This window comes from Paracidovorax sp. MALMAid1276 (assembly GCF_049198005.1).
GTDB lineage: Bacteria > Pseudomonadota > Gammaproteobacteria > Burkholderiales > Burkholderiaceae_C > Acidovorax.
In genome coordinates, this window is sequence record NZ_JBMIRS010000201.1 from 1 (window position 1) to 20,510 (window position 20,510).

Sequence of the window (20,510 nt, forward strand, 5' to 3'; positions counted from 1 at the left end):
AGCCGATTTCTCGGATTCAGTGGACTAGCTGTAGCCCCCCATCGGCCCGCCGGGCGCGTTGTTATTGCCAGGGCTGGCGGGCGGAGCGCGTCGCACGCGGGGCACCACGCTGAGCTGCACGGTGTCCAGCACGGGGCTGGGCACCACAGTCAGGCTCTTGCGGGGCAGATCCACCAGTTGTTCGGCATGCCACACGCGCACCTGGGCGGTGCCGTCGGGCACGGCCGTGAAGCGCGCGATGCCGTCGGTGTCGGTCTTGATGGTCCAGGGCGAGTCGGTAACGAAGACATGGCCGCGCATGGAGCCATGCAGGTGACACGACAGCAGCACCACGCCGGCGGAATCGAGCTTGACTTCGGAAGAACTGGCGGGCTTGCCGTCGGCCTTGCCGGCCAGGCGCAATTCAAAGCCGGCGGTGGCGGACGCTGCTGCCAGGCCTGCGGCTGCGCCACGCACGTGGTGGTCCCAGCGGTCCTGGTTGGTGAAGCGCACGGTGGTGCCGGGCTGCACCACCGTCACCGCGGGCAGGAAGCGCATCTTCTCCTGCTCGATCGTGGGGCTGGCCTGCAGCAGGCTGGGGGCCGTGCCCGCCGTGCTGCCGGGATAGACCACGACCACGGCGTCGGCCACGGGCTTGCCGTCTCGGTCGAGCACCTGGATTTGCACATTTCCGGCGCTAGCGCTTGTCCATAAAGCGCTGGCAGCTATCAAAAAGATAGTTTTCTTCATAAGGCCCTTGTTGTCATCGCTGGGTGATCACGTCACGGTGCATGGGCGCCAGCAGCGCCAGAAGGCGGTTTTGCTGCGCGAACGGTATGCCCTGGGCATCCATGGCGCTTTGCAGCACCTCCACCAGGGCATTGAAATGGCCCTTGTTGATGTCCATGTCGGCATGGGCCGATTTCATGTCAGCGCCCTCATATTTGCAAGGGCCACCGGCCAGCTGGCAAAACTGGTCGGCCAGGCTTTCCTTCAGGGCGGCGGGCTTGATCTGCTTGAAATGGCTGCCGATGCGGGGGTCATTGACCAGCCGGTTCACAAAATCGTCCGCCAGGCGGGTGATGCCGGCCTTTTCGCCCAGGGCCTGGTACAGGCCCGCCGGAGCCATCGTGGTGCCAGGGCCCGGCTGGGCCCATGCGGTCGGGGCCAGCAGGCCGCACAAGGCAACGGAGAGCGATGCGAGCGCGGCGAGGGATGCGGTGCGCGGGGTCATGGTGGTCTCCTCAGAAAGCGACTTGGGCAGACAGGTAATACCCGGTCTGGCGGCGGTTGTTGGTGATGCCGGGCACGATGCGGCCCAGGTCGACATAGGCCAGCGTCAGTGACAGGTGCTTGCTGGGCGCCCAGGCAATGAAGATGTCCTTCCAGTCGTCTTCGCGCAGCGCGGCCCCGAGCCCTGCGGCCGCGCCCAAAGCCTGCAGATTGTTCGGTTTGAACCGGTATTCGGCGCCCACCGCGAGGTTCTTGCTGAGCAGGTAGGCCACCGAGAACTCGGGCTGCAGGCTGCGGCTGTTTTTGCCCGGCACCGCCGATCCAAACCCGAGCAGGCCGTTCTGGTTGGCGTTGGTGTAGCGCAGCGTGCCGTTGACGAGCAGGCTCTGCGCCAGAAAGAGCTTGGTGGCGCTCACGTACACATCGGTGCCGCTGGTGCGGGTGCCCAGAAAGTCCAGCACCGACCCCAGCGAGCCCGGCCGCGTACGCTTGTGCTCCAGCCCCACGGCGATCTGCGGCATAAATCGGTCGGCGTCCAGCACCGCATCGCCCGCCACCCGCACCTTGACGCCCACGATGTCCATCTGGATGTGCTGCCCCGGTACCACGCCAAACGGCGCGATGCCGTTGAGCGCCACTGCGGGCGACGCATCGAAGTCCTGTCGGGCCAGGGACAGCTCGACCCGCTCGTGCAGGCCCACGGCCACGCCATAGCCGTTCAGGCTGTAGTCCTGGGTGGCTGCGCGCGTTGCATGGCCGCTGAACCCCACCTCCCCTGCCGTGGCATTGGTGCCGACTACGGCCCAGGGCGTGAGGCCCCCGCCCGCCGAGCCCGCAATGGTGCTGACGCCGCCCGTGAGCAGCAGTTTCCCGGTGTCGGCGTGCGCAAGGCCGGCGGCCCCCGCCAGCGCAGCCAACAAGGTGCATTGAAGCCTGTATTCCATGGTGATCTCCAGGTGCAGTGGGTGAGGATGACCCCTGTGCATACGCGGCGCGCCCGCCGGTGGATTCAGCGGCGGCGCAAAGCCCGCGCTACAGGGTGCGCTGGATGAGCGTGCCCTTGAAAAGCACCGGCCCCGTGGGCCCGGTGGCGCTGGGCACGCCGCCCTTGGGCTCCAGGCTGATGGCCAGCGTGGGAACCTGCCGCACGTCGGACTCGGCCGCCACGAGGGTGGAGCGCGCGTCCTGCCCCAGCACGCCCAGCGAGCGCGGGCCACCGCCCGGCGGCAGCGCCCACAGCTGCAAGGATTTGTCGGTCCCCTCCTGAAAGCCGCCCACCCGCTGCAGCACCAGCTGGTTGTGCTTGGGGTCGAAGGTGACGAGCATGGAAGCAGCGGCGTTCGCGTCCGACAGCACCGCCACGTACTGGATCTGCGGCGTGGCCTGCAGCTGCTGCTGCAAGGCTGCAATCTGCCTGCCTGCGCTTTCGCGCAGCGCGCCATGGGTCTGCAGCCCCACGGCCACGGCCGCCAGCGTGGCCAGCGCCCCGGCCGCCGCAGCGCCGCGCCACCACCCCAGGCTGTGCCACCAGCCCACGGCGCGCGCGGGCGCCGCGCCCTGTGCACGGGCGGCCCGTGCACGGTGCTGCTGGTCGGCCTCCACAAGGTTGTGAATGCGGGTCCAGACCTGCGGCGATGGCTCGGCCGCCGCCTGCAGCTCGGTCAGGCCGGACCAGCGGGCCTGCCAGACCAGCGCCGCGGCGCGCACGGGCGCCTGCTCGCGGGCCAGGGCCTCGAAGCGGCGGCGTGCGCGCCCCCGCAGCGTGCCCAGCGCGTAGCCGGCCGCAAGGCGGTCCAGCAGCTCGGGGTGTCGGGAAAGGTTCATGCCGGCCTCCACCCTCAGGCGTAGTGCGCCATGCAGGCGCGCAGTTGTTGCAGTCCGCGGCGGATCCATGTCTTCACGGTGCCCAGCGGCAACTGGAGCTGATCGGCCAGCTCGCCATGGCTCAGGTCCCGCAGATACGCCAGGCTCACGACCTCGCGCTGCTTGTTGTCCAGCCGCGTGAGGCACTGGTGCAGCGCAAAGGCCTGCTCGCTGGCGGCGGAGGCATCGACCGGGTTCACTGCGTCGCCCTCCAGCGTCTCGGCCAGCGCGTCGTCCAGTTCGTTCATCAGGTCGGCGCGGTCGCTGCGGCGCTTGCGCAAGGCATCCAGCGCGCGGCTGCGGACGATGAGGCCCATCCACGCCAGGGGCGGGCTGAGCGAGGCACGGTAGCTGCCGGCAGACCGCCAGATGGTGAGAAACGATTCCTGCAGCACGTCCTCGGCGGTGTCGCGGTGCAACACCACGCGCAGCGCGAGGCCATAAAGCCGGGACGAGGTGCGTTCATAGAGGTTCTTCAACGCGTCGGCGTCCTCGGCGGCAATGCGGTCGAGGAGGTTCATCAGTTCGCTGTCAGGGGTGCTCATGCGCCCATTCTCTGAGAGGGTGGGGTGTCACGGGGTCCGGGTTTTCATGCTTCCCAGGGGTTGCGCGGCAGAGACATTCCTGCGCAGCGCGCGCCGTGCCGGGCCCCGGCCTTCGGACGCGCAACATCGAATTCTGCTGCCGCTCACACCGCTGTACGCAGCAGCCGGCCCTCTGGATGCAGGCGCACCAATATCCCCCGGCGCGCACCGGGGCTTTGCGGCACCGGTGAATCCGGCCGGGCCGCTGCCCCCGTATTGCCATCGTCGCCACCCTGGCGGCCCGAACGGGTGACCGACCGCAACAGCCACCCGTTCCGTCCATTCACCACAACCCGCAGAGGACCCCACCATGACATCCATCATCACGCCCTCCACCACCGTGGCACCAGCCACCCGCCGCTCGTTCATCGCCCGCTCGGGCTCGCTGTCGGCCGTGGCCGTGGCGATGCTCGCCGGCCAGGACGCCCTGGCCCAGGGCATGGCCGCCGACACGTCCAAGGACGTGTCGATCCTGAACGTGGCGCTGGGCCTGGAGCATGAGGCCATCAATGCCTACCAGCTGGGCGCCGGCAGCGGCCTGCTGCAAAAGCCCGTGCTGGACGTGGCCGTGGCCTTCCAGGGCCACCACAAGGCCCACCGCGACGCGCTGATCGCCACCATCCAGAAGCTGGGCGGCACGCCGGTGATGGAAAAGAAGATGGACGAGTACGCCGCCGCCCTGAACGCCAGCACGCTGAAGAACCAGGCCGATGTGCTGGCCCTGGCCGCCCGGCTGGAGCTGGGCGCGACCAACGCCTATCTGGGCGTGATCCCCGCCTTTGGCAACAAGGACCTGGCCAAGGTGGCCGCGCGCCTGGCCGCCGACGAAACCATGCATTACACCGTGCTCACGCAGGCCCTGGGCCGCCCCCTGCCCGCAGGCGCGCTGTCGTTCGGGGCCTGAGCGAATGCGGCGCAACCACGCGAGGCGGGTGCTGCCGCGCTGGGTGGCCGCAGGGGCCGCCGCCACGGCCGCTATCTGTGCGGCCGCCGTTGCGGCGCTGGCGGCCACAGCGGCCCTGGCACAGGCCGGGCCCCCAGGCTCCAACGCCGGCCCCAGTCCCGCGCCTGGGTCTATGTCTGTGCCGACAGCGCCCTGGGTGGCGTCTGCCGCGCGCGGCATCACCGTGTATGCCGCGCGATGCAGCGGCTGCCACAGCGAGGACGCGCACCGCGTGGGCCCCTTGCACCGGGGCGTGCTAGGCCGGCGCGCCGGCGCCCTGCCTAACTACGACTATTCGCCGGCCTTGCGCGACAGCAAGCTGCTGTGGACGCGGGCCACCCTCACCGCCTGGCTGGCAGACCCCGAGGCGGTGATTCCGGGCCAGGGCATGGACTACCAGCTGGAGGATGCCCGCGAGCGCGCGGACGTGGTGGCTTACCTGGCCACGCTCAAAAGACCCTCAGTGAGGCCCTGAGCAAGCCCCTGAGCAAGCCCCTGAGTAAGGCCCTGAGTAAGGCCCTGAGTCAGGCCCTGCGTGCGACCCACGCTGCGGCAGCCGCAGCGGCCGCTTCAGGCCCCGGTGGGGTAGGTGCCCGGCAACAGGATGGAGCTGTCCACCGTGTTGATGTTGGTGTGGCCGCAGAACGCCATGGTGATGTCCAGCTCCTTCTGGATGATCTGCAGCGCGCGGGTGACGCCGGCCTCGCCGTAGGCGCCCAGGCCGTAGAGAAAGCTGCGGCCAATCAACGTGCCCTGCGCGCCCAGGGCGCGGGCCTTGAGCACGTCCTGCCCGCTGCGGATGCCGCCGTCCATCCACACCTCGATGTCTTTGCCCACGGCCTGCGCGATGGCGGGCAGGGCCGCGATGGACGAAGGCGCGCCGTCGAGCTGTCGACCGCCATGGTTGCTGACGATCAGCGCATCGGCACCGCTGTCCACCGCCAGGCGCGCGTCCTCGGCGTCCATGATGCCCTTGAGGATCAGCTTGCCGCCCCAGCGCTTCTTGATCCATTCCACATCGCCCCAGTTGAGCTGCGGGTCGAACTGCTCGGCCGTCCACGACGACAGCGAGGACAGGTCGCCCACGCCCTTGGCGTGGCCCACGATGTTGCCGAAGCTGCGGCGCTTCGTGCCCAGCATGCCCAGGCACCAGTGCGGCTTGGTGGCCAGGTTGATGAGGTTGGCGATGGTGGGCTTGGGCGGGGCCGACAGGCCGTTCTTGATGTCCTTGTGCCGCTGGCCCAGGATCTGCAGGTCCAGCGTGAGCTGCAGGGCCGAGCAGTTGGCGGCCTTGGCGCGGTCGATCAGGCGGTGGATGAAGTCGCGGTCGCGCATCACGTACACCTGAAACCAGAACGGGTGGTTGCCGGTGTGTTCGGCCACGTCTTCGATGGAGCAGATGCTCATGGTGGACAGCGTGAACGGAATGCCGAAGGCCTTGGCCGCCCGGGCGCCCAATATCTCGCCGTCGGCATGCTGCATGCCGGTGAGGCCGGTGGGCGCAATCGCCACGGGCATGGCCACCTCCTGCCCCACCATGGTGGTGCGGGTGCTGCGGCCTTCCATGTTCACGGCCACGCGCTGGCGCAGCTGGATGCGCTGGAAGTCGCTTTCGTTGGCGCGGTAGGTGCTCTCGGTGTACGAGCCGGAATCGGCGTAGTCGTAAAACATGCGCGGCACGCGCCGCTGGGCGACAACGCGCAGGTCTTCGATGCAGGTGATTTTGGACAGGTCGGGCACGCGCAGGCTCCAGGCTGGGGGGTGAAAGACAGATGCCGCCAGGGACGACAGCGCCGCATGGTAGGTGCAAGCGCTGCGCCGGGCCATCAAATTTAATTTGGCGCCGCTGCAATTTATTTTGAGCCGCCGCCCTGCGCTGCGCGCATCGCTGCAGACAAGAATCACAAGGCGTGAAGAAGACAAGAACAAGACAAGAAAATATTGATAAAAAACGGCCTCAGCGCTTATCCATCAACACTTTATTGCTATTAAAATTATTAAACCCCACTATGCAATTCACGGCGCCGCGGGCGCTGGCGCGGGCAGCACGGCCAGGGGATCGGCGTCGGGGCCCTGGTACAGCATGAAGCGCATGCGGCCATCGCGCTTGGCGGCGTACATGGCGCCGTCGGCGTGGCGCGACAGGGCATCGAGCGTGTCGCCGTGCTCGGGGTACAGCGCAATGCCCCCGCTCAGGCCCACGCGCACGATGTGGCCGCCCAGGTCGAACGGCGCGTCGCACGACGCGAGGATCTTGCGCGCCACGCGGCATGCGGCTTCGGCGCCCTCCAGGCCGGGCAGCAGCACCACGAACTCGTCGCCGCCCTGGCGGCACACGGTGTCGGACGCGCGCACGGCGGCCCTGAGGCGCTGCGCGAACTGCACCAGCAGCACGTCGCCCACGTCATGCCCCAGGCTGTCGTTCACGGCCTTGAAGCCATCGAGGTCCAGGTACATCACGGCCAGGTTCTTGCCGTCGCGGCGCGCCTGCGTGATGGCCAGCTGCGCGCGGTCCTGCAGCAGCACGCGGTTGGGCAGGTCGGTGAGCGCGTCGTACTGCGCAAGCCGGGCCATGCGTTCGGCCATGGCCACCGCTTCGCTCACGTCGCGCAGCACGGCGACGGCGCCGGTCACCGTGCCATGGCGGTCGGTGATGGGGCTCACCGTCTGCTCCACCTGAAAACGCTGGCCGGTGCTGCGGTGCACCAGCACGCCGCGCACGCCGTCCACGGCACGCGCCTGCTGCATGGCTTCGCGCAGGGGGCTTGCCAGGGGCTGGTCGTTGCCCGGGCTGCGCAGGCGCACCACGGTGTCCGCGTGCCGGCCTGCGGCGTCAAACGCCTGCCAGCCGGTCAGGCGCTCGGCCACGGGGTTGAGGTAGGTGATCTGGCATTGCGCATCGGTGCACACCACGGCGTCGCCAATGGCCTGCAGGGTCAGCCGCACCCGCTCCTTCTCGTCGAAAAGCTCGTCCTCCATGCGCTTGCGCTCGGAGATGTCGGTGGCCTGCACGAAGATGCCGCGCACCTGCCCGCCTTCGAGGTCGGGCCGGTACGAAATGATCACGTGCCGCGCGGTGCCCTGGGTGTCCACCAGGGTGGACTCGAACATCTGGGGCTCGCCCTGCAGCGCGCGCTCCAGAAACGGCTTGTTGCGCAGGTAGGCCTCGGGGCCCAGCATGTCGCTCACGTGCATGCCGCGCAGCCGCTCGGGCGGCGTGCCGAACCAATCCTCATGCGCCTGATTGGCAAACCGGTTGTGCAGCTGCGCGTCCCAGTAGGCGATCATGGACGGCATGTTGTGCAGGATGGTGCGCACATCGTGCTCGGCCTCGCGCAGGCGCGCAGACACCTGCTGGCGCAGCACCAGTTCGCGCACGAACAGCGTGGCCAGGCCCAGGCTGGCCCCCATGAGCAGCACCGCGAACATGCCCAGCACCCAGGCGTTGACCATCCACTGGCCGAGGATGGTGCGGGTGGACTGCGCGACGTTGAGCACCAGGGGGTAGCCCCCCACGGGACGAAACGCATACAAACGCTCCACGCCGTCGAGCGCGCCGATTCCGACGAAGGTGCCACTGCCTTCGGCCCGAAAGCGCACGAAGTTGGGCGTGCCGGCCAGGTTCTTGCCCACGTCGGCATCGCCGTAGGGAAAGCGCGACACCACCACGCCGTCGTTGCGCAGCAGGTTGATGCCGCTGCTGGGCCCCAGGTCCAGCACGCCGAAGAGTTCGTTGAAATAGCTCAGGCGGATGCTTCCCACCACCACGCCGGCAAAGCTCCCGTCGGGGCCGTGGTAGGCGCGGGCCAGGGGCAGAACGTTCAGCCCCGTGACGCGCGACGGCACTGGCTTGCCCACGAACAGCCCCTGGTGACCGCCCGACTGGAATGCCTGGAAATAGTCGCTCGTGGCGAAAGACTCGCGGTCTGCAGCGCTGGTGCGGAGCGGCTCGGGCGACCCGGAATCGAGCACCACGTTGCCGCGCGCGTCCAGCACCAGCACGTCGCCGGCGCCGCGCGAGCGCAGTGAGTTGTCGAACACCACCCGGGCGCGCAGGTCCGGCGGCAGGGCCCACACCTCCGGGCGCGCGACTTCGCGGGCCACGCCGGCCAGCGACTTGTCGAACGAATCCAGCGTCCAGACCAAGCCCTGCTCCAGCGTCTTCACCAGGTTGGTATTGGTCTGGACGGAGTAATTCCACTCGTCGCTGCGGATGGTCCAGATGGTGCGCGCGAACAGCGCACCAATGCCCAGCGACACCAGCAGGGCCAGCCAGATGAGGCGATGAGAGAAGAACTGGCGCAGAAAAGGCATGGAAATAATTTGTAACCATTCTAGGGGCGCGACTGCGCTTGCCGCGCGCCAGATGGCGGGTGTTTGCAGCCTATTTCGGGGCTTTGCCGCCGTCAATGCGCGTCTGCCCGGGCGGCGCACCCACAGCGCCCGCGCCGCGCACTTCGATGCGCACCTCGTCCAGCACCCGCCCGCGCGCGTCGGCCAGCTGCACCACATGGCGGCCCGGCCAGGGCAGCCAGGCCACGCGCGGCCCGCTGCCCAGGGGCTTGCCGTCCATGCGCCACTGCAGGCCCTGGGCGCGCTCCGTGCCCTCGCCCGTGGCGGTGAAGTGCAGGCGCTGGCGCGCAGGGGGAATGTCCGGGTCCAGCGCCACGATGGTGCCGGTGGCGGGCGCGGCGATGCGGGGCGTGGCCCCGGTGTATGCGGATTCGGTGACAGACCCGGCAGCAGCCTGGGGCGTGCACTGCGCGGCGGGTCGACCGTGCCCCGTCGGCTTGGTCTTTGCACTATTTTGGCCCCCAGCGCTTTCTGGATCAGCGTTGTTCGCTATCGCATCAATAGCAAACAACGCTTGCTGCGTGCCCTGCACAAACCACTCGTCGCGCGCTGCCTCCAGCGGCTGCAGCGCATCGGCCGACTGCGCCAGCCCGGCCGCTGCCGCCCCTGCAGGCGCGGCACCAAAACGCACAGGGGTGTGCTGCAGGCCCGCGGGGGCCTTGGGCGCCCGGCTGGGCTCGCGCGCGTGCAGAAAGCGCATCACCGCCGCCCACACCGGCGCGGCCCCGCTGGTGCCGCTCACGCCGTGCATGGCGGCGCCGCTGGCGTTGCCGACCCACACGCCCACGGTGTAGCGCTCGGACCAGCCCACGGCCCAGTTGTCGCGCATGTCCTTGCTGGTGCCGGTCTTCACGGCCGACCAAAAGCGCGTGGTCAGCACGCTGTCGGTGCCAAAGGTTCGCGCACGCGCATTGCCGTCCGAGAGGATGTCGCCCACGATGTACGCGGCCGGCGCGCTGAGGGCGACGGCAAACTGCGGCTTCCCGCCCGCGGCCAGCGCCACGGCGCTGTGCCGCCCCCCGTTGGCCAGCGTGCGGTAGGCATTGGTCAGGTGCAACAGCGGCACCTCGGCGCTGCCCAGGGCCAGGCTGTAGCCGAAGTAGTCGCCGCTTTCGCGCAGCGGCAGGCCCATGGCGGAAAGCTGGCGGTGAAAGGCGTCGGGCGTGACCATGACCAGCGTGCGCACTGCGGGCACGTTCAGCGACGCGGCCAGCGCCGTGCGCACCGACACCCAGCCCTTGAACTGCCGGTCGTAGTTCTGCGGAATGTACAAGCCGCTGGCCGTGGCGATCTGCGCGGGCGAATCCTCCACCAGCGACGCGGCCGTGAGGCGGCGCTCGGCCATCGCCTGGCCGTACAGAAAGGGCTTGAGCGTGGAGCCGGGCTGGCGCAGCGCCAGCACGCCGTCGACCTCGCTGGCCTGGCTGAGCGCGCCCGACGAGCCCACCCAGGCCAGCACCTGGCCCGTGGCGTTGTCCAGCACCAGCACGGCGCCGTCTTCCACGTTGCGCCCGCGCAGCTCGCGCAGGTGCTGCTGCAGGCTTTGCACCGCAAAGCGCTGCAGCGGCGCGCGCAGCGTGGTGGGCACGCGCTCGGGCACGGCGCCGTCCTTACCGAACCGCTGGCGCAGCAGGTAGCGCGCAAAGTGCGGCGCCACACCCTCGCTCGCGTCAAACGCGCGGCGCTGCAGCGCGGCGGTGGTGAACAGGTCCAGCGCCTCGCAATCGGGTCGGACCGCGCCGGCCTTTTGCATGTCGCGCAGCACCCCGCAGGCACGCTGCGCCACCAGCGCGGGGCGGGCATTGGGTGCGCGCACCAGGGCGGCGGCCACCGCCGCCTCCCGGTCATCGAGCCCATGGGCGGCCTTGCCGAACAGGGTGCGGCTCAATGCGTCGATGCCCACCAGCTCGCTGCGAAACGGCACGAGGTTGAGATACGCCTCCAGGATCTGGTCCTTGCGCCAGCGCCGGTCCAGCACCTGGGCCGCCACGGTCTGCCCGAGTTTTTGCACCACCGTGCGCCCGCCCGGGCCCTGCTTCCAGTCGCCGTCCAGCAGGCCCGCGAGCTGCATGGTGATGGTGCTGGCGCCGCGCGTGCGCTGGTTCCACAGATTGCCCCAGGCGGCGGCCGAGGCCGCGCGCCAGTCCACGCCGCTGTGCTCGAAAAAGCGCTTGTCTTCGCTCAGCACCAGGGCCGTGCGCAGCGCCGGCGACACATCGGCCAGCGGCACCCACTGCCCGCGCCGCACGGTGGCATCGGTGCGCAGGCGCTGCAGCACCTCGCCTTCGCGCGAGAGGATCTGGGTGTCGGAGGGGTGGAAATCGGCGCGCACCTCGTCGTACGACGGCAGCGCGACAACGGGCGGGCTGGCCAGCAGCAGGGCGGCCAGCGCAGGCCCCCCGGTACTTTCAAAAAAAAAGTGCCTCCAGCGCATTACCAGCAAGCGCAAGCAGCTATCAAATTGGCAGCAACAGCCATGCCGTCTTTATGGCCGATGACCACGAACCAGGCGCCGAAGCAGCAGGCTCTTCAAATCGCGGCGTGCATCGCACACGACATGGATGTAGGCCGTATCGCCACGCAGCTCGTAAATGATGCGGTTGCTGCCCGACAGCACCTGCCGGTATTGGACCATTTGCAGTTCTTCCAGCTCAGGCGGAACCATGCCCAGGCGCGGATGCTGCTCGATGGCGGCCACGGTGTCCTGAATCTTGCGCAGGCTCGCGCGCCATGTCTTAGTGCCAAAGTTCTGCACTAGGTACTGCCTCAGCTCCTGCAAATCCAGCTCCGCCGAGCGCAGGAACACCGCATTCACGGCGCGTCGCCTTGCTCCAGTTCGGCGAACACATCACCCGCCGAACGGAATTGGCCTTGCTCGATTTCACGCTGCCCCAGCGCCAGGATCTTCAGCAACGCCAGCGTTTGCTCCTGCGCCTCATACGAATGCACGTCCATCACCACCAGCTTGGCCTCGCCGTTCTGCGTGATGAGCAGGGGCTCCCGGCGCTCCGCCAGATCGCGCACGATGTCGGCCGCATGGCTCTTGAGATAGCTGATGGGTTTGACTTGGGTCGCAAGCTTCATGGGGCCTCCGCAGGCAATGTCGGACTGGTTACGGACGGAATTATGGCCAAGACAAACTCATTGCGGCTGCAACACCTTCACCCGCGCGTTCGGCGCCTCGCCGAACATCTCGGGCGCGTACAGGGCTTCGACGCGGCTGGGGGGCAGCGCGAAGTCGCCCACGTTGTTCAGCCGCACGGTGTATTCCATGGTGACCGAGCCCTTGGGCAGGTATTCGTAGTAGCTGCGGAAGGACTCGAAGCTGCGCTCCTCGAATGCGGGCCAGCCGGCGCCGCTGCGCTTCTCGCCCTGCGTGGCGATCTGCGAATCGCGGCCCAGGCCGCTGCCCAGGATGGTGGCGCCGCCGGGGATCGGGTCGGTGATGGCGACCCAGGTCATGTCGGCGGTGGCGTTGACTTCGAGCTTCACGCGCAGCACGTCGCCGCGCGTGTACTGGCCCGGGGGCAGCGACTTGTTGGCCTGCTCCACGGGCGTCACCGTTTTGGTGATGCTGTACCCGGCCGCAAACGGCGCCTTGAGCTGCACGGCCGCCACCGACTGCAGCGTGAGCCAGGGCTTGCCGGGTCCCTGGTGCGTGACCGACAGGGCCTCCTTGCCGCCCGCCTTGCTCCAGGGCAGGAACATGTCGTTGTTGCGCAGGTTGCCGGGCGAGGCGGGTGCGCCGAACCACGTGGTCTGGTGCGCGGCGCCGCTGGCATCGGAAGTCTTCACGCGCTCGACCTTGCTCCAGTCCACGCTGGCGGTGTTGCCGCCCATGGCCGCGCGGGTGGCGCCCGCCACGGGCACGGCCTCGAACTTGGCGCTGAATTTTTCCAGCGCCAGCCCGCCCCACAGGTTGGCCGTGGTGGTGTGCCAGGCGCCGGCCTGCTGGCGGCTGATGAAGCCGTTGGCCAGGCGGCCCATGTCGTCCTTCCACGCCGGGTCGTCCATCACGGCCAGCATGAGGCGCGCGGTGTTCACGTCGCCGCTTTGCATCAGCCACCACCAGTAGTCGTCCTGCTCGGTGCTGAAGATGAGCTTGGTGCCCTGGAACGACAGGCGCGCGCGCAGGACCTGCATGGCTTCGGCCAGGCGCTGCTCACGCTGGGGCACGTCGGCCACGCGCTTCAGCACATTCACCCAGTCGATCACGGTGTGCGTGGGCCACTGGTTGGGCGCGATGGTGATGCTGCCCACCATGCGGCCCTGGGCCTTGCCGGTGCGCGACAGGGCTTCGAGCGCGGCCAGCTTGCGCATGTCCAGGTCCTTGCGGGGGCTCCAGAAGCTGCGCTCGATGCGGCCTTCCACAAACGCGATCAGGCCGCGCTCCATGGACGCACGCGCGGCGTCGGGCAGGGCGAACGCCGGGTTCAGGCTGGCCGCTTCGTGGGTTGCGGCCAGCAGGTAGGCCGTCAGCGTGTCGCTGCCGCGGTTGCTGCTGCCATCGCGCGGCGGGAAGTAATTGGCCAGCCCATCGCCATCGAGGTACGTGGGCAGCTGCGCCGCCACGGTCTGCCACAGTGCAGCGTCCCGCAGGCCCACGGCCTTGCTGGTCTTCTGCTCCAGGCAGGCAAACGGGTAGCGGGCCCACCAGTCGCGCACGCCCGGCAGGCCTTCGGCCAGCTTGGGCTGCAGCGACATCTTGAGGCCGCCCCGGCCGGGGATGGCGTCGGCCGGCGGGTTCACGTCGAGGCTGAAGCTGCCATCCACCTGCACCAGCGTGGCCTGCTGCACCGTAAGCGGCACGGCCGGAATCAGCTTCTGGCTGGCCTTGAGGGCATCCCGCGCGCCGCTGACCGTGTCCTTGGCCTCGATCTCCCACAGGATGGCCTGCGCCCGGGTCTGCGCGAGCTGGGCAGGCGCGGTCACCGTCCACGCCACCTCGCGCGATTCACCGGCAGGAATGTCCACGGTCTGCGGCTTCAGGTCGAGCAGCGTGGCGCGCGGGGCCACTTCCACCTTCATCGCGGCCTTGGTGGTGTTGCGCAAAGTGATCTGGGCGCGGAACTGGTCGTCCTCGCGCACCAGGGGTGGCAGGCCGCTGATGATCTGCAGATCCTGCGTGGCGCGGATGCTGGTGCTGCCGGTGCCGAACAGGCCGGTGGACGCATCGGCCACCGCCACGATCTTGAAGGTGGTGAGCGCGTCGTTGAGCGGCACGGTCACCTTGGCCTGGCCGTTGGCGTCCAGCTTGATCGCGGGCTCCCACAAGAGCAGCGTGTCGAGCAGCTCGCGCGTCTGCGCCTTGCCGCCGCCGCCGCCCGCCGGCACGGCCTTCTTGCCATAGTGGCGACGGCCGATGATCTCCATCTGCGCCGTGGCGGTCTCCACGCCCCAGCTGCGCCGCTGCAGCATGGCTTCGAGCAGGTTCCAGCTGTCGTTGGGCATCAGCTCCAGCAGCGCCTGGTCCACGGCGGCCAGGGCCACCTCCGCATTGGCGGCGGGCTTGCCGCCCGGCAGCGTGGCGGTGATGGTGACCTGCGCCTTGCCGCGCACGGCGTAGCTTTCCTTGTCGGCGGCCACCTTCACGTCGATCTGGTGGGCCTGCGTGCCCACGCGGATCTCGGCCAGCCCCAGGCGGAACGCGGGCTTGGACAAGTCCACCAGCGCGGTGGGCGCCTTGTATTCCTTGCCCTCGTACCAGAACGACGTCCACCACTCGCGCGGCGACTTGAAGCCCCAGGTGAAGAAGCTGTACCACGGCACCTCGCGCAGGCGGCCGCGCAGGGCCAGCACGCTCACATACACATTGGGGCCCCAGTCGGGCTGCACCTTCAGGCTCACCGTGGGGTCCTGCCCGTTGAGCTGCACCACCTGCGTGTCGATGATGCCCTCGCGCTCCACCGCCACCAGCGCGGTAGCAAAGCGGAACGGCATGCGCACCTGGAATTTCGCCACCTCGCCCGGCTGGTAGCTCTTCTTCTCGGCCAGCAGGTCCATGCGGTCGTGGTCTTCGCCGCCGAACCACAGCTCGCCCTGGCGCGTGACCCACACCGAGGACGCGGCCACGCTGGTGTTGCCGTCCTTGTCGGTGGCCGTCACCACCAGTTCCACCTCGCCCGGCTCGTCGAGCCGGGATTCGCACAGCAGCAGGCCGCGCGCGTCGCTCTTGCCGGTGCACACGGTGCCCAGGTCCTTGGTCTCGGTCTGGTTGTCGTAGCTGTAGAAGCCGCCCACCATGCGCTTGCGCGTGCTGGTGGTGATGCGGGCGATGGCCTGCACCTGCAGCGATGCGTCGGCCGCCGGCTTGCCGTTGTGTTGCAGCGCCAGGGCCTGGTAGCGGATCTTCTGGCGGGCCGACACCCAGCCCTCGGTCTTGATGCCCGCCACCACCCCGGCCGGCCACAGCGGCTGGGTGCTGCGCAGGGTCTGCACCTCACCATTGGGGTCGGCGTAGGTGGCCTCCATCACCAGCTCCTGCGGCTGGCGGGACTGCGGCACGTTGTCGATGGTGACCTTGCCCGCACCGCTCTTGTCCAGCGTCAGCGGCAGCTTGTCGGCAATCACGCGGGCGTCCTCGCTGGCTGCGGGCTCCTCGTCGTCGCTGCCGGCGTTGGCCTGCTCGCGCTTGCGCGGCGGGTTGAAGCTGAAGGCCTCGTAGTCGCTGTATTGCAGGGTCTTGCCGCGCACCAGGGCCGACACGCGCACCGGCAGGTGGGCCGCGCCGCCGCCCGCCACATAGTTGATCTGCACATCGGCGGGGACCGAGCGCACGCGCACCAGCGCCTTCTTCTCCACCGGGGCGATGCGCCCTTCCAGCACGGGCAGGCGGAATTCCTCCACGCGGAATTCGCCCGAGCTCACGCTGCGGCCGCGCTCGGTGTCGCTGCGCAGCTCCACCTGGTACACGCCCAGCTTGGCGGCGGGCGGTATGGCAAAGGTGCTTTGCGCGCTCGGGCCGCCGGTTGCGGTGCCGCGCCAGGCCAGGGGCTGGGTGAACTGCTGGCCGCTGCCCACATGGGTGATGACCAGGGTGTCGGGCACGGCCTGCGGCAGCGCAAAGCCCTGGCGGGTCTGCGCGCGCACCAGGTGCTTCATCGACACGGTTTCGCCCGCGCGGAACAGGGTGCGGTCAAAGAGGGTGTGGGCCCGCTCATCGGGACGCGGGTCGCTGCTGGTCGGCACGTTGAAGCGCCAGGGCTCGATGCCGCGCTGCCAGTCGCTCCAGGTGAACGCCATGTCCTCCACGCCATCGGCGCCGTTGTGGCGCGCGCTCACGAAGTAGGCATTGCCGCCGTCGCCCCAGTAGCCGTCGCCATCGCAGCGCGTGGGGTCGGACGACAGCCCTTCGATGCGGGCGACGCCCTGCGCGTCGGTGAGTGCATTGGCCAGTTCGTTGCCCTTGCAGTCGCTCACGCGCACCATGGCGCCCTGCACGGGCTGGCCCTTGTCCAGCGTGGTCACCCAGGCCAGGGCGTTCTCGCGGCCCAGCTTGAAGTGCACGCCCAGGTTGGTCACCAGCGCCGAGGTGCGCACGTACATGGTGCGGCTGTCGCCCAGGCGCTCGTCCAGCAGCGATGCGCCGAGCTTTTGCGACGCGATCTCCACCACATGGAAGCCCGGCGTGAGCGGGATGCCCACCACCTCGAAGGGCCGCAGGTCGTTGCTCGCGGGCTGGGGCAGGTCCAGCGTCTTCACGCCGCTCTTGCCCGCCAGCAGCGAGACGGTGCGCGACTGCACATGCTCGCGCTCGTCACCGACCACCCGGGGCAGCGGGCCGGTCACGTCCTTGCGGGCCTGGCTGCGGCTCACGGTGTAGCTGTCGTAGCGCTGCACCTTCTTGAACCAGGCCACGATCTCGGCGTCGGTGCGCGGCTTGAGCGTGCTGACCTTGCCGGCGGGGGGCGTTGTCGCAGGGGCCGCGCCGGGGGCGCCCGCCTGCAGGCCCTGCACCCTGAGCGCGGCCTCGACATTGCGCAGCGAAACCGGCAGCAGCGCGGGCGGCTTGTCGGCCGCGGGGCCTTCGGCAAAACGCTCGACGATGCCGAAGGGCGCCGCCGCAAACTTGGCCAGCGGCGGCGTGCCGCCGGTGGCCACCTTGAGCGGAAAGTTGTCGGCGTTGCGCAGGCTGCGGCCCGCAGCGTCCTTGAAGTCCTTGGGCAGCTCGATGCTGAAGGCGGTGTTTTCGGACAAGCCCGGGCCAAACTCCACGCTGCTCACCAGGGCGTCCGGGTCGGGCTTGCGCCCGGCGGCATCGCCCTCCAGGCGGGGCTTGAGCGTTTCTTTGGCCGACTTCATGCGGATCGCCTCGGCCAGCTTGCGCGGCACCGGGGCGTTGAACGACAGCGTCATGGGCAGGATGGGCCAGCAGGCGGCCTGGGCATTCTCGCGTTCGCAGCGGAACTCGGCCGCAAACGGCGCGCGCACGGTGTAGTCATAGCGCCGCTCCACGGTGTTGGCCACGCCGCTGGGGGTGGCCACGCCCCGGCCGTACACCAGCTGCATGCGCGACCCCGAGGTGAGCCGGCGGTTGCATGCCACGGTGGCGATCTGCAGCGGGTCCTGCGCGGCCCGCTTGTCCAGGCCCAGCGCCTTGAGCACCTCGGCCCGTTGCGCGCCATCGATCATGCGCACGGGAATGCGCTCGCCCACCCCCTCGGCCGTGCACCACACGCTGGCCTGCACGCTGGCCAGCGTGGCCGGGCCATTGAGCTGCAGCACAAAGAACTGTTCTTCGTCGATCTGCTGGTAGCTGCCGGGGCGGATGTTCTGCACAAACGGCCCGCCGCTATTGAATTGATAGCTCTTGGCGCCCGTCAGTTCAGCGCCAGCGGCTGATTTGAACCCTGGCTTTACCGTGGCGGTGCAGCGCACGCCCGGCGGCAGGTCGCGCTCGAAGTCGAACACCCACTCGCGCTCGCCCGTCCAGCGGCCGGTGCCCCGGGTGGCATCGGCATCGCTGCAGTTCAGGCTGAGGGGCGCCACCGCCTTGGGGTCGCCGAAGTTCACCGCAGCCGTGTCGAACTTGGCCACCACCTGCCGCACCCGCGCCACCTCGCCCTGCGGCGAGAAGCTGCTGATCTGCAGCGCCTGCGCGCCCATGGCCAGCAGCGACAGGCCCGCGGCCCCAATCCATTGTTGTGCTTTCACGGGAACCCCTCCGAAGGAACCGGCAAGCGTAACAAACACACCCCGCCGCAGCGTGCATGTTGCAAGCACTTACGTGTGTCGCGCCGAGGCGCCGCAGGCCGGGCATTCGATGCCACCGCCCCTTCTGCCAATCGCCTGGGGCCGATGACGGTTCGATGGGGCAACGTCTGACATCTGGCACTGCGGCGCGATCCAAAGATGTCGGCTTCCCCCTTTTTGCAATTGCACCCTTCAGGAGCGCCCATGGCCCGAACCCCCACGTCGCGCAGCGCGGCAAAGAAAGCCTCGCCATCTTCCCTTCCTTCGTCCACCCAGGCCGACACCTATCGCGGCAACGCCGGAGAGCTGCAGCAGCAGGCCGGCGGCAAGCACCCCGTGCTCACCACGCAGCAGGGCATCCCGGTGGCGGACAACCAGAACTCGCTCACGTCCGCACCGCGCGGGCCCACGCTGCTCGAAGACTTCATCCTGCGCGAGAAAATCACGCATTTCGACCATGAGCGCATTCCCGAGCGCATCGTGCACGCCCGTGGATCGGCCGCGCACGGCTTCTTCGAGCTGACCCACTCCCTCAAGAAATACACCACGGCCAAGGTGCTCACCGAAGTGGGGGTGCAGACGCCCGTGTTCACGCGCTTTTCCACCGTGGCGGGCGGCGCGGGCTCGGTGGATACGCCCCGCGACGTGCGCGGCTTTGCCGTCAAGTTCTACACGCCCGAGGGCAACTGGGACCTGGTGGGCAACAACATCCCGGTGTTCTTCATCCAGGACGCGATGAAGTTCCCGGACCTGGTGCACGCCGTGAAGATGGAGCCCGACCGTGGCTTTCCCCAGGCGGCCAGCGCGCACGACACGTTCTGGGACTTCGTCTCGCTGATGCCCGAGACCATGCACATGATCATGTGGGCCATGAGCGACCGCACGCTGCCGCGCAGCCTGCGCACCATGGAAGGGTTTGGCGTGCACAGCTTCCGGCTCGTCAACGCGGCCGGCGAGAGCACCTTCGTGAAGTTCCACTGGCGGCCCAAGCTGGGCATCCAGTCCACCGTGTGGGATGAGGCCATGAAACTGCAGGCGGCCGACAACGACTTTCACCGCCGCGACCTGTTCGAGGCGATTGAAGCGGGCAACTTCCCGGAGTGGGAGCTGGCCGTGCAGCTGTTCACCGAAGAGGACGCCGAGCAGTTCCCGTTCGACCACCTGGACCCTACCAAGCTGATTCCGGAAGAACTGGTGCCGTTGCAGGTCATCGGCCGCATGGTGCTCAACCGCTGGCCCGACAACTTCTTTGCCGAGACCGAGCAGGCCGCCTATTGCCCCGCCAACGTGCCGCCGGGCATTGACTTCAGCAACGACCCCTTGCTGCAAGGGCGGCTGTTTTCGTACCTGGACACGCAGCTCTCGCGCCTGGGCGGGCCCAACTTCGTGCAGATCCCGATCAACGCACCCAAGTGCCCCTTCCACAACATGCAGCGTGACGGGCACATGCAGATGCAGATCCCCAAGGGCCGCGTCAACTACGAACCCAGCAGCCTGCAGGGCGACACGCCGCGCGCCTCGCAGGCCCAAGGGTTTCGCCACTTTGCGCAGGCAGACGATGGCGTGAAGGGCCGGGTGCGGCCCGAGAGTTTTGCCGACCACTACAGCCAGGCGCGCATGTTCTACCGCAGCCAGAGCCCGCTGGAGCAGGCGCATATGGCGTCGGCACTGGTGTTCGAGCTGTCGAAGGTGCAGACCGTGCATGTGCGCGAGGCCGTGGTGGGCCACCTGCAGCATGTGGACGCCGACCTGGCCCAGCGCGTGGCCCAGGGTCTGGGCCTGCCGGCACTGCCGCCAGCCCCGCCCGTGGCCGCGCCCGTGCAGGACCTGACCGTGTCGCCCGCGCTGCGCATCATCGACCGCATGAAGCCCACGCTGCAGGGCCGGTGCATCGGCATCCTGGTGGCCGACGGCTCCAACGGCACCACCGTGGCCAACCTGCGCAAGGCGCTGGAAAAGGTCGGCGCCACCGTGAAGATCGTGGCGCCGAAGGTGGGCGGCGCGATGCTGAACGACGGCACCCTGCTGCCCGCCGACGGGCAGCTGCAGGGCACGCCGTCCATGGTGTTCGATGCCGTGGCATCGGTGTTGACGTCCGAGATGGGCGCCAAGCTGGCCAAGGAAGCTGCCGCTGTGGACTGGTTCCGCGATGCGTTCGGGCATCTCAAGGCCATCGCCGCGGGCAAGGGCTCACAGCCCCTTTTGCAGGCCGCTGGCATCGAGCCAGACGCCGGCGTGGTGGACCCGGCCGATACCCAGGGCTTCATCGCTGCCGCGCAGACGCGCCAGTGGGACCGCGAGCCCAAGGTGCGCATGCTGGCCTGACCCCTCTGCCGACCTCTCTCCTCAAACTCAACCTCTCA

14 protein-coding genes are annotated in these 20,510 nt (G+C 68.8%); 3 read left to right on the forward strand and 11 right to left on the reverse strand.

Annotation, left to right across the window (positions count from 1 at the left end):
- Positions 1 to 24: 24 nt before the first annotated feature.
- From ACOQFS_RS15700 to ACOQFS_RS15720, 5 genes are all read right to left on the reverse strand, one after another.
- On the reverse strand, positions 25 to 729 hold the full coding sequence (locus ACOQFS_RS15700) for a plastocyanin/azurin family copper-binding protein (RefSeq protein WP_421563762.1): 705 nt from the start codon (positions 727 to 729) through the stop codon (positions 25 to 27).
- Positions 730 to 742: 13 nt separating this feature from the next.
- Positions 743 to 1,213 (reverse strand): group I truncated hemoglobin, encoded by a 471-nt coding sequence (locus tag ACOQFS_RS15705; protein ID WP_421563763.1) that lies wholly within the window; start codon positions 1,211 to 1,213, stop codon positions 743 to 745.
- Positions 1,214 to 1,223: 10 nt separating this feature from the next.
- Complete coding sequence (locus tag ACOQFS_RS15710; RefSeq protein ID WP_421563764.1) at positions 1,224 to 2,156, reverse strand: DUF3034 family protein; 933 nt, start codon at positions 2,154 to 2,156, stop codon at positions 1,224 to 1,226.
- Positions 2,157 to 2,244: 88 nt separating this feature from the next.
- Positions 2,245 to 3,036, reverse strand: coding sequence for an anti-sigma factor (locus tag ACOQFS_RS15715; RefSeq protein WP_421563765.1), 792 nt, complete (start codon positions 3,034 to 3,036; stop codon positions 2,245 to 2,247).
- A 14-nt stretch (positions 3,037 to 3,050) separates the two neighbouring features.
- Positions 3,051 to 3,620: an RNA polymerase sigma factor gene (locus ACOQFS_RS15720; RefSeq protein ID WP_421563766.1), complete on the reverse strand. Its 570-nt coding sequence runs from the start codon at positions 3,618 to 3,620 to the stop codon at positions 3,051 to 3,053.
- Positions 3,621 to 3,969: 349 nt separating this feature from the next.
- On the opposite strand from ACOQFS_RS15720, the gene ACOQFS_RS15725 reads away from it, so the two are divergent.
- Together ACOQFS_RS15725 and ACOQFS_RS15730 are read left to right on the forward strand one after the other, a co-directional pair.
- Entirely contained in the window at positions 3,970 to 4,563 is a 594-nt protein-coding gene (locus tag ACOQFS_RS15725) for a ferritin-like domain-containing protein (protein WP_421563767.1), read from the forward strand.
- A gap of 172 nt (positions 4,564 to 4,735) precedes the next feature.
- Positions 4,736 to 5,077, forward strand: coding sequence for a c-type cytochrome (locus ACOQFS_RS15730; RefSeq protein WP_421563768.1), 342 nt, complete (start codon positions 4,736 to 4,738; stop codon positions 5,075 to 5,077).
- A 95-nt stretch (positions 5,078 to 5,172) separates the two neighbouring features.
- Here the strand turns inward: ACOQFS_RS15730 and ACOQFS_RS15735 are convergent, their stop codons facing one another.
- From ACOQFS_RS15735 to ACOQFS_RS15760, 6 genes are all read right to left on the reverse strand, one after another.
- A complete protein-coding gene (locus ACOQFS_RS15735) occupies positions 5,173 to 6,342 on the reverse strand; it encodes an alpha-hydroxy acid oxidase (RefSeq protein WP_421563769.1) in 1,170 nt (389 codons plus the stop codon).
- 276 nt (positions 6,343 to 6,618) lie between these two features.
- Positions 6,619 to 8,916 (reverse strand): diguanylate cyclase domain-containing protein, encoded by a 2,298-nt coding sequence (locus tag ACOQFS_RS15740; RefSeq protein WP_421563770.1) that lies wholly within the window; start codon positions 8,914 to 8,916, stop codon positions 6,619 to 6,621.
- 70 nt (positions 8,917 to 8,986) lie between these two features.
- Entirely contained in the window at positions 8,987 to 11,389 is a 2,403-nt protein-coding gene (gene pbpC, locus ACOQFS_RS15745; RefSeq protein ID WP_421563851.1) for a penicillin-binding protein 1C, read from the reverse strand.
- Positions 11,390 to 11,440: 51 nt separating this feature from the next.
- The gene (locus ACOQFS_RS15750) at positions 11,441 to 11,770 is read right to left on the reverse strand and encodes a type II toxin-antitoxin system RelE/ParE family toxin (RefSeq protein ID WP_421563771.1); all 330 of its coding nucleotides are present in this window, start codon (positions 11,768 to 11,770) and stop codon (positions 11,441 to 11,443) included.
- Positions 11,767 to 12,039 (reverse strand): type II toxin-antitoxin system Phd/YefM family antitoxin, encoded by a 273-nt coding sequence (locus ACOQFS_RS15755; protein WP_421563772.1) that lies wholly within the window; start codon positions 12,037 to 12,039, stop codon positions 11,767 to 11,769. Before ACOQFS_RS15755 ends, ACOQFS_RS15750 begins: the two co-directional genes overlap by 4 nt.
- Positions 12,040 to 12,096: 57 nt before the next feature.
- Complete coding sequence (locus tag ACOQFS_RS15760) at positions 12,097 to 18,060, reverse strand: MG2 domain-containing protein (RefSeq protein ID WP_421563852.1); 5,964 nt, start codon at positions 18,058 to 18,060, stop codon at positions 12,097 to 12,099.
- A 291-nt stretch (positions 18,061 to 18,351) separates the two neighbouring features.
- Between ACOQFS_RS15760 and ACOQFS_RS15765 the strand changes: the two genes are divergently transcribed.
- The gene (locus tag ACOQFS_RS15765; RefSeq protein WP_421563773.1) at positions 18,352 to 20,472 is read left to right on the forward strand and encodes a catalase; all 2,121 of its coding nucleotides are present in this window, start codon (positions 18,352 to 18,354) and stop codon (positions 20,470 to 20,472) included.
- The last annotated feature ends 38 nt before the right edge of the window (positions 20,473 to 20,510 follow it).

Excerpts from the sequence above, each read along its gene's own strand:
- ACOQFS_RS15705 (WP_421563763.1), bottom strand. The coding sequence starts at position 1,213 with ATGACCCCGCGCACCGCATCCCTCGCCGCGCTCGCATCGCTCTCCGTT.
- ACOQFS_RS15700 (WP_421563762.1), bottom strand. The coding sequence starts at position 729 with ATGAAGAAAACTATCTTTTTGATAGCTGCCAGCGCTTTATGGACAAGC.
- ACOQFS_RS15740 (WP_421563770.1), bottom strand. The coding sequence starts at position 8,916 with ATGCCTTTTCTGCGCCAGTTCTTCTCTCATCGCCTCATCTGGCTGGCC.
- ACOQFS_RS15755 (WP_421563772.1), bottom strand. The coding sequence starts at position 12,039 with ATGAAGCTTGCGACCCAAGTCAAACCCATCAGCTATCTCAAGAGCCAT.
- ACOQFS_RS15720 (WP_421563766.1), bottom strand. The coding sequence starts at position 3,620 with ATGAGCACCCCTGACAGCGAACTGATGAACCTCCTCGACCGCATTGCC.
- ACOQFS_RS15725 (WP_421563767.1), top strand. The coding sequence starts at position 3,970 with ATGACATCCATCATCACGCCCTCCACCACCGTGGCACCAGCCACCCGC.
- ACOQFS_RS15730 (WP_421563768.1), top strand. The coding sequence starts at position 4,736 with ATGTCTGTGCCGACAGCGCCCTGGGTGGCGTCTGCCGCGCGCGGCATC.
- ACOQFS_RS15715 (WP_421563765.1), bottom strand. The coding sequence starts at position 3,036 with ATGAACCTTTCCCGACACCCCGAGCTGCTGGACCGCCTTGCGGCCGGC.
- ACOQFS_RS15765 (WP_421563773.1), top strand. The coding sequence starts at position 18,352 with ATGGCCCGAACCCCCACGTCGCGCAGCGCGGCAAAGAAAGCCTCGCCA.
- pbpC (WP_421563851.1), bottom strand. The coding sequence starts at position 11,389 with ATGCGCTGGAGGCACTTTTTTTTTGAAAGTACCGGGGGGCCTGCGCTG.
- ACOQFS_RS15760 (WP_421563852.1), bottom strand. The coding sequence starts at position 18,060 with ATGGGCGCGCAGGCGCTGCAGATCAGCAGCTTCTCGCCGCAGGGCGAG.
- ACOQFS_RS15710 (WP_421563764.1), bottom strand. The coding sequence starts at position 2,156 with ATGGAATACAGGCTTCAATGCACCTTGTTGGCTGCGCTGGCGGGGGCC.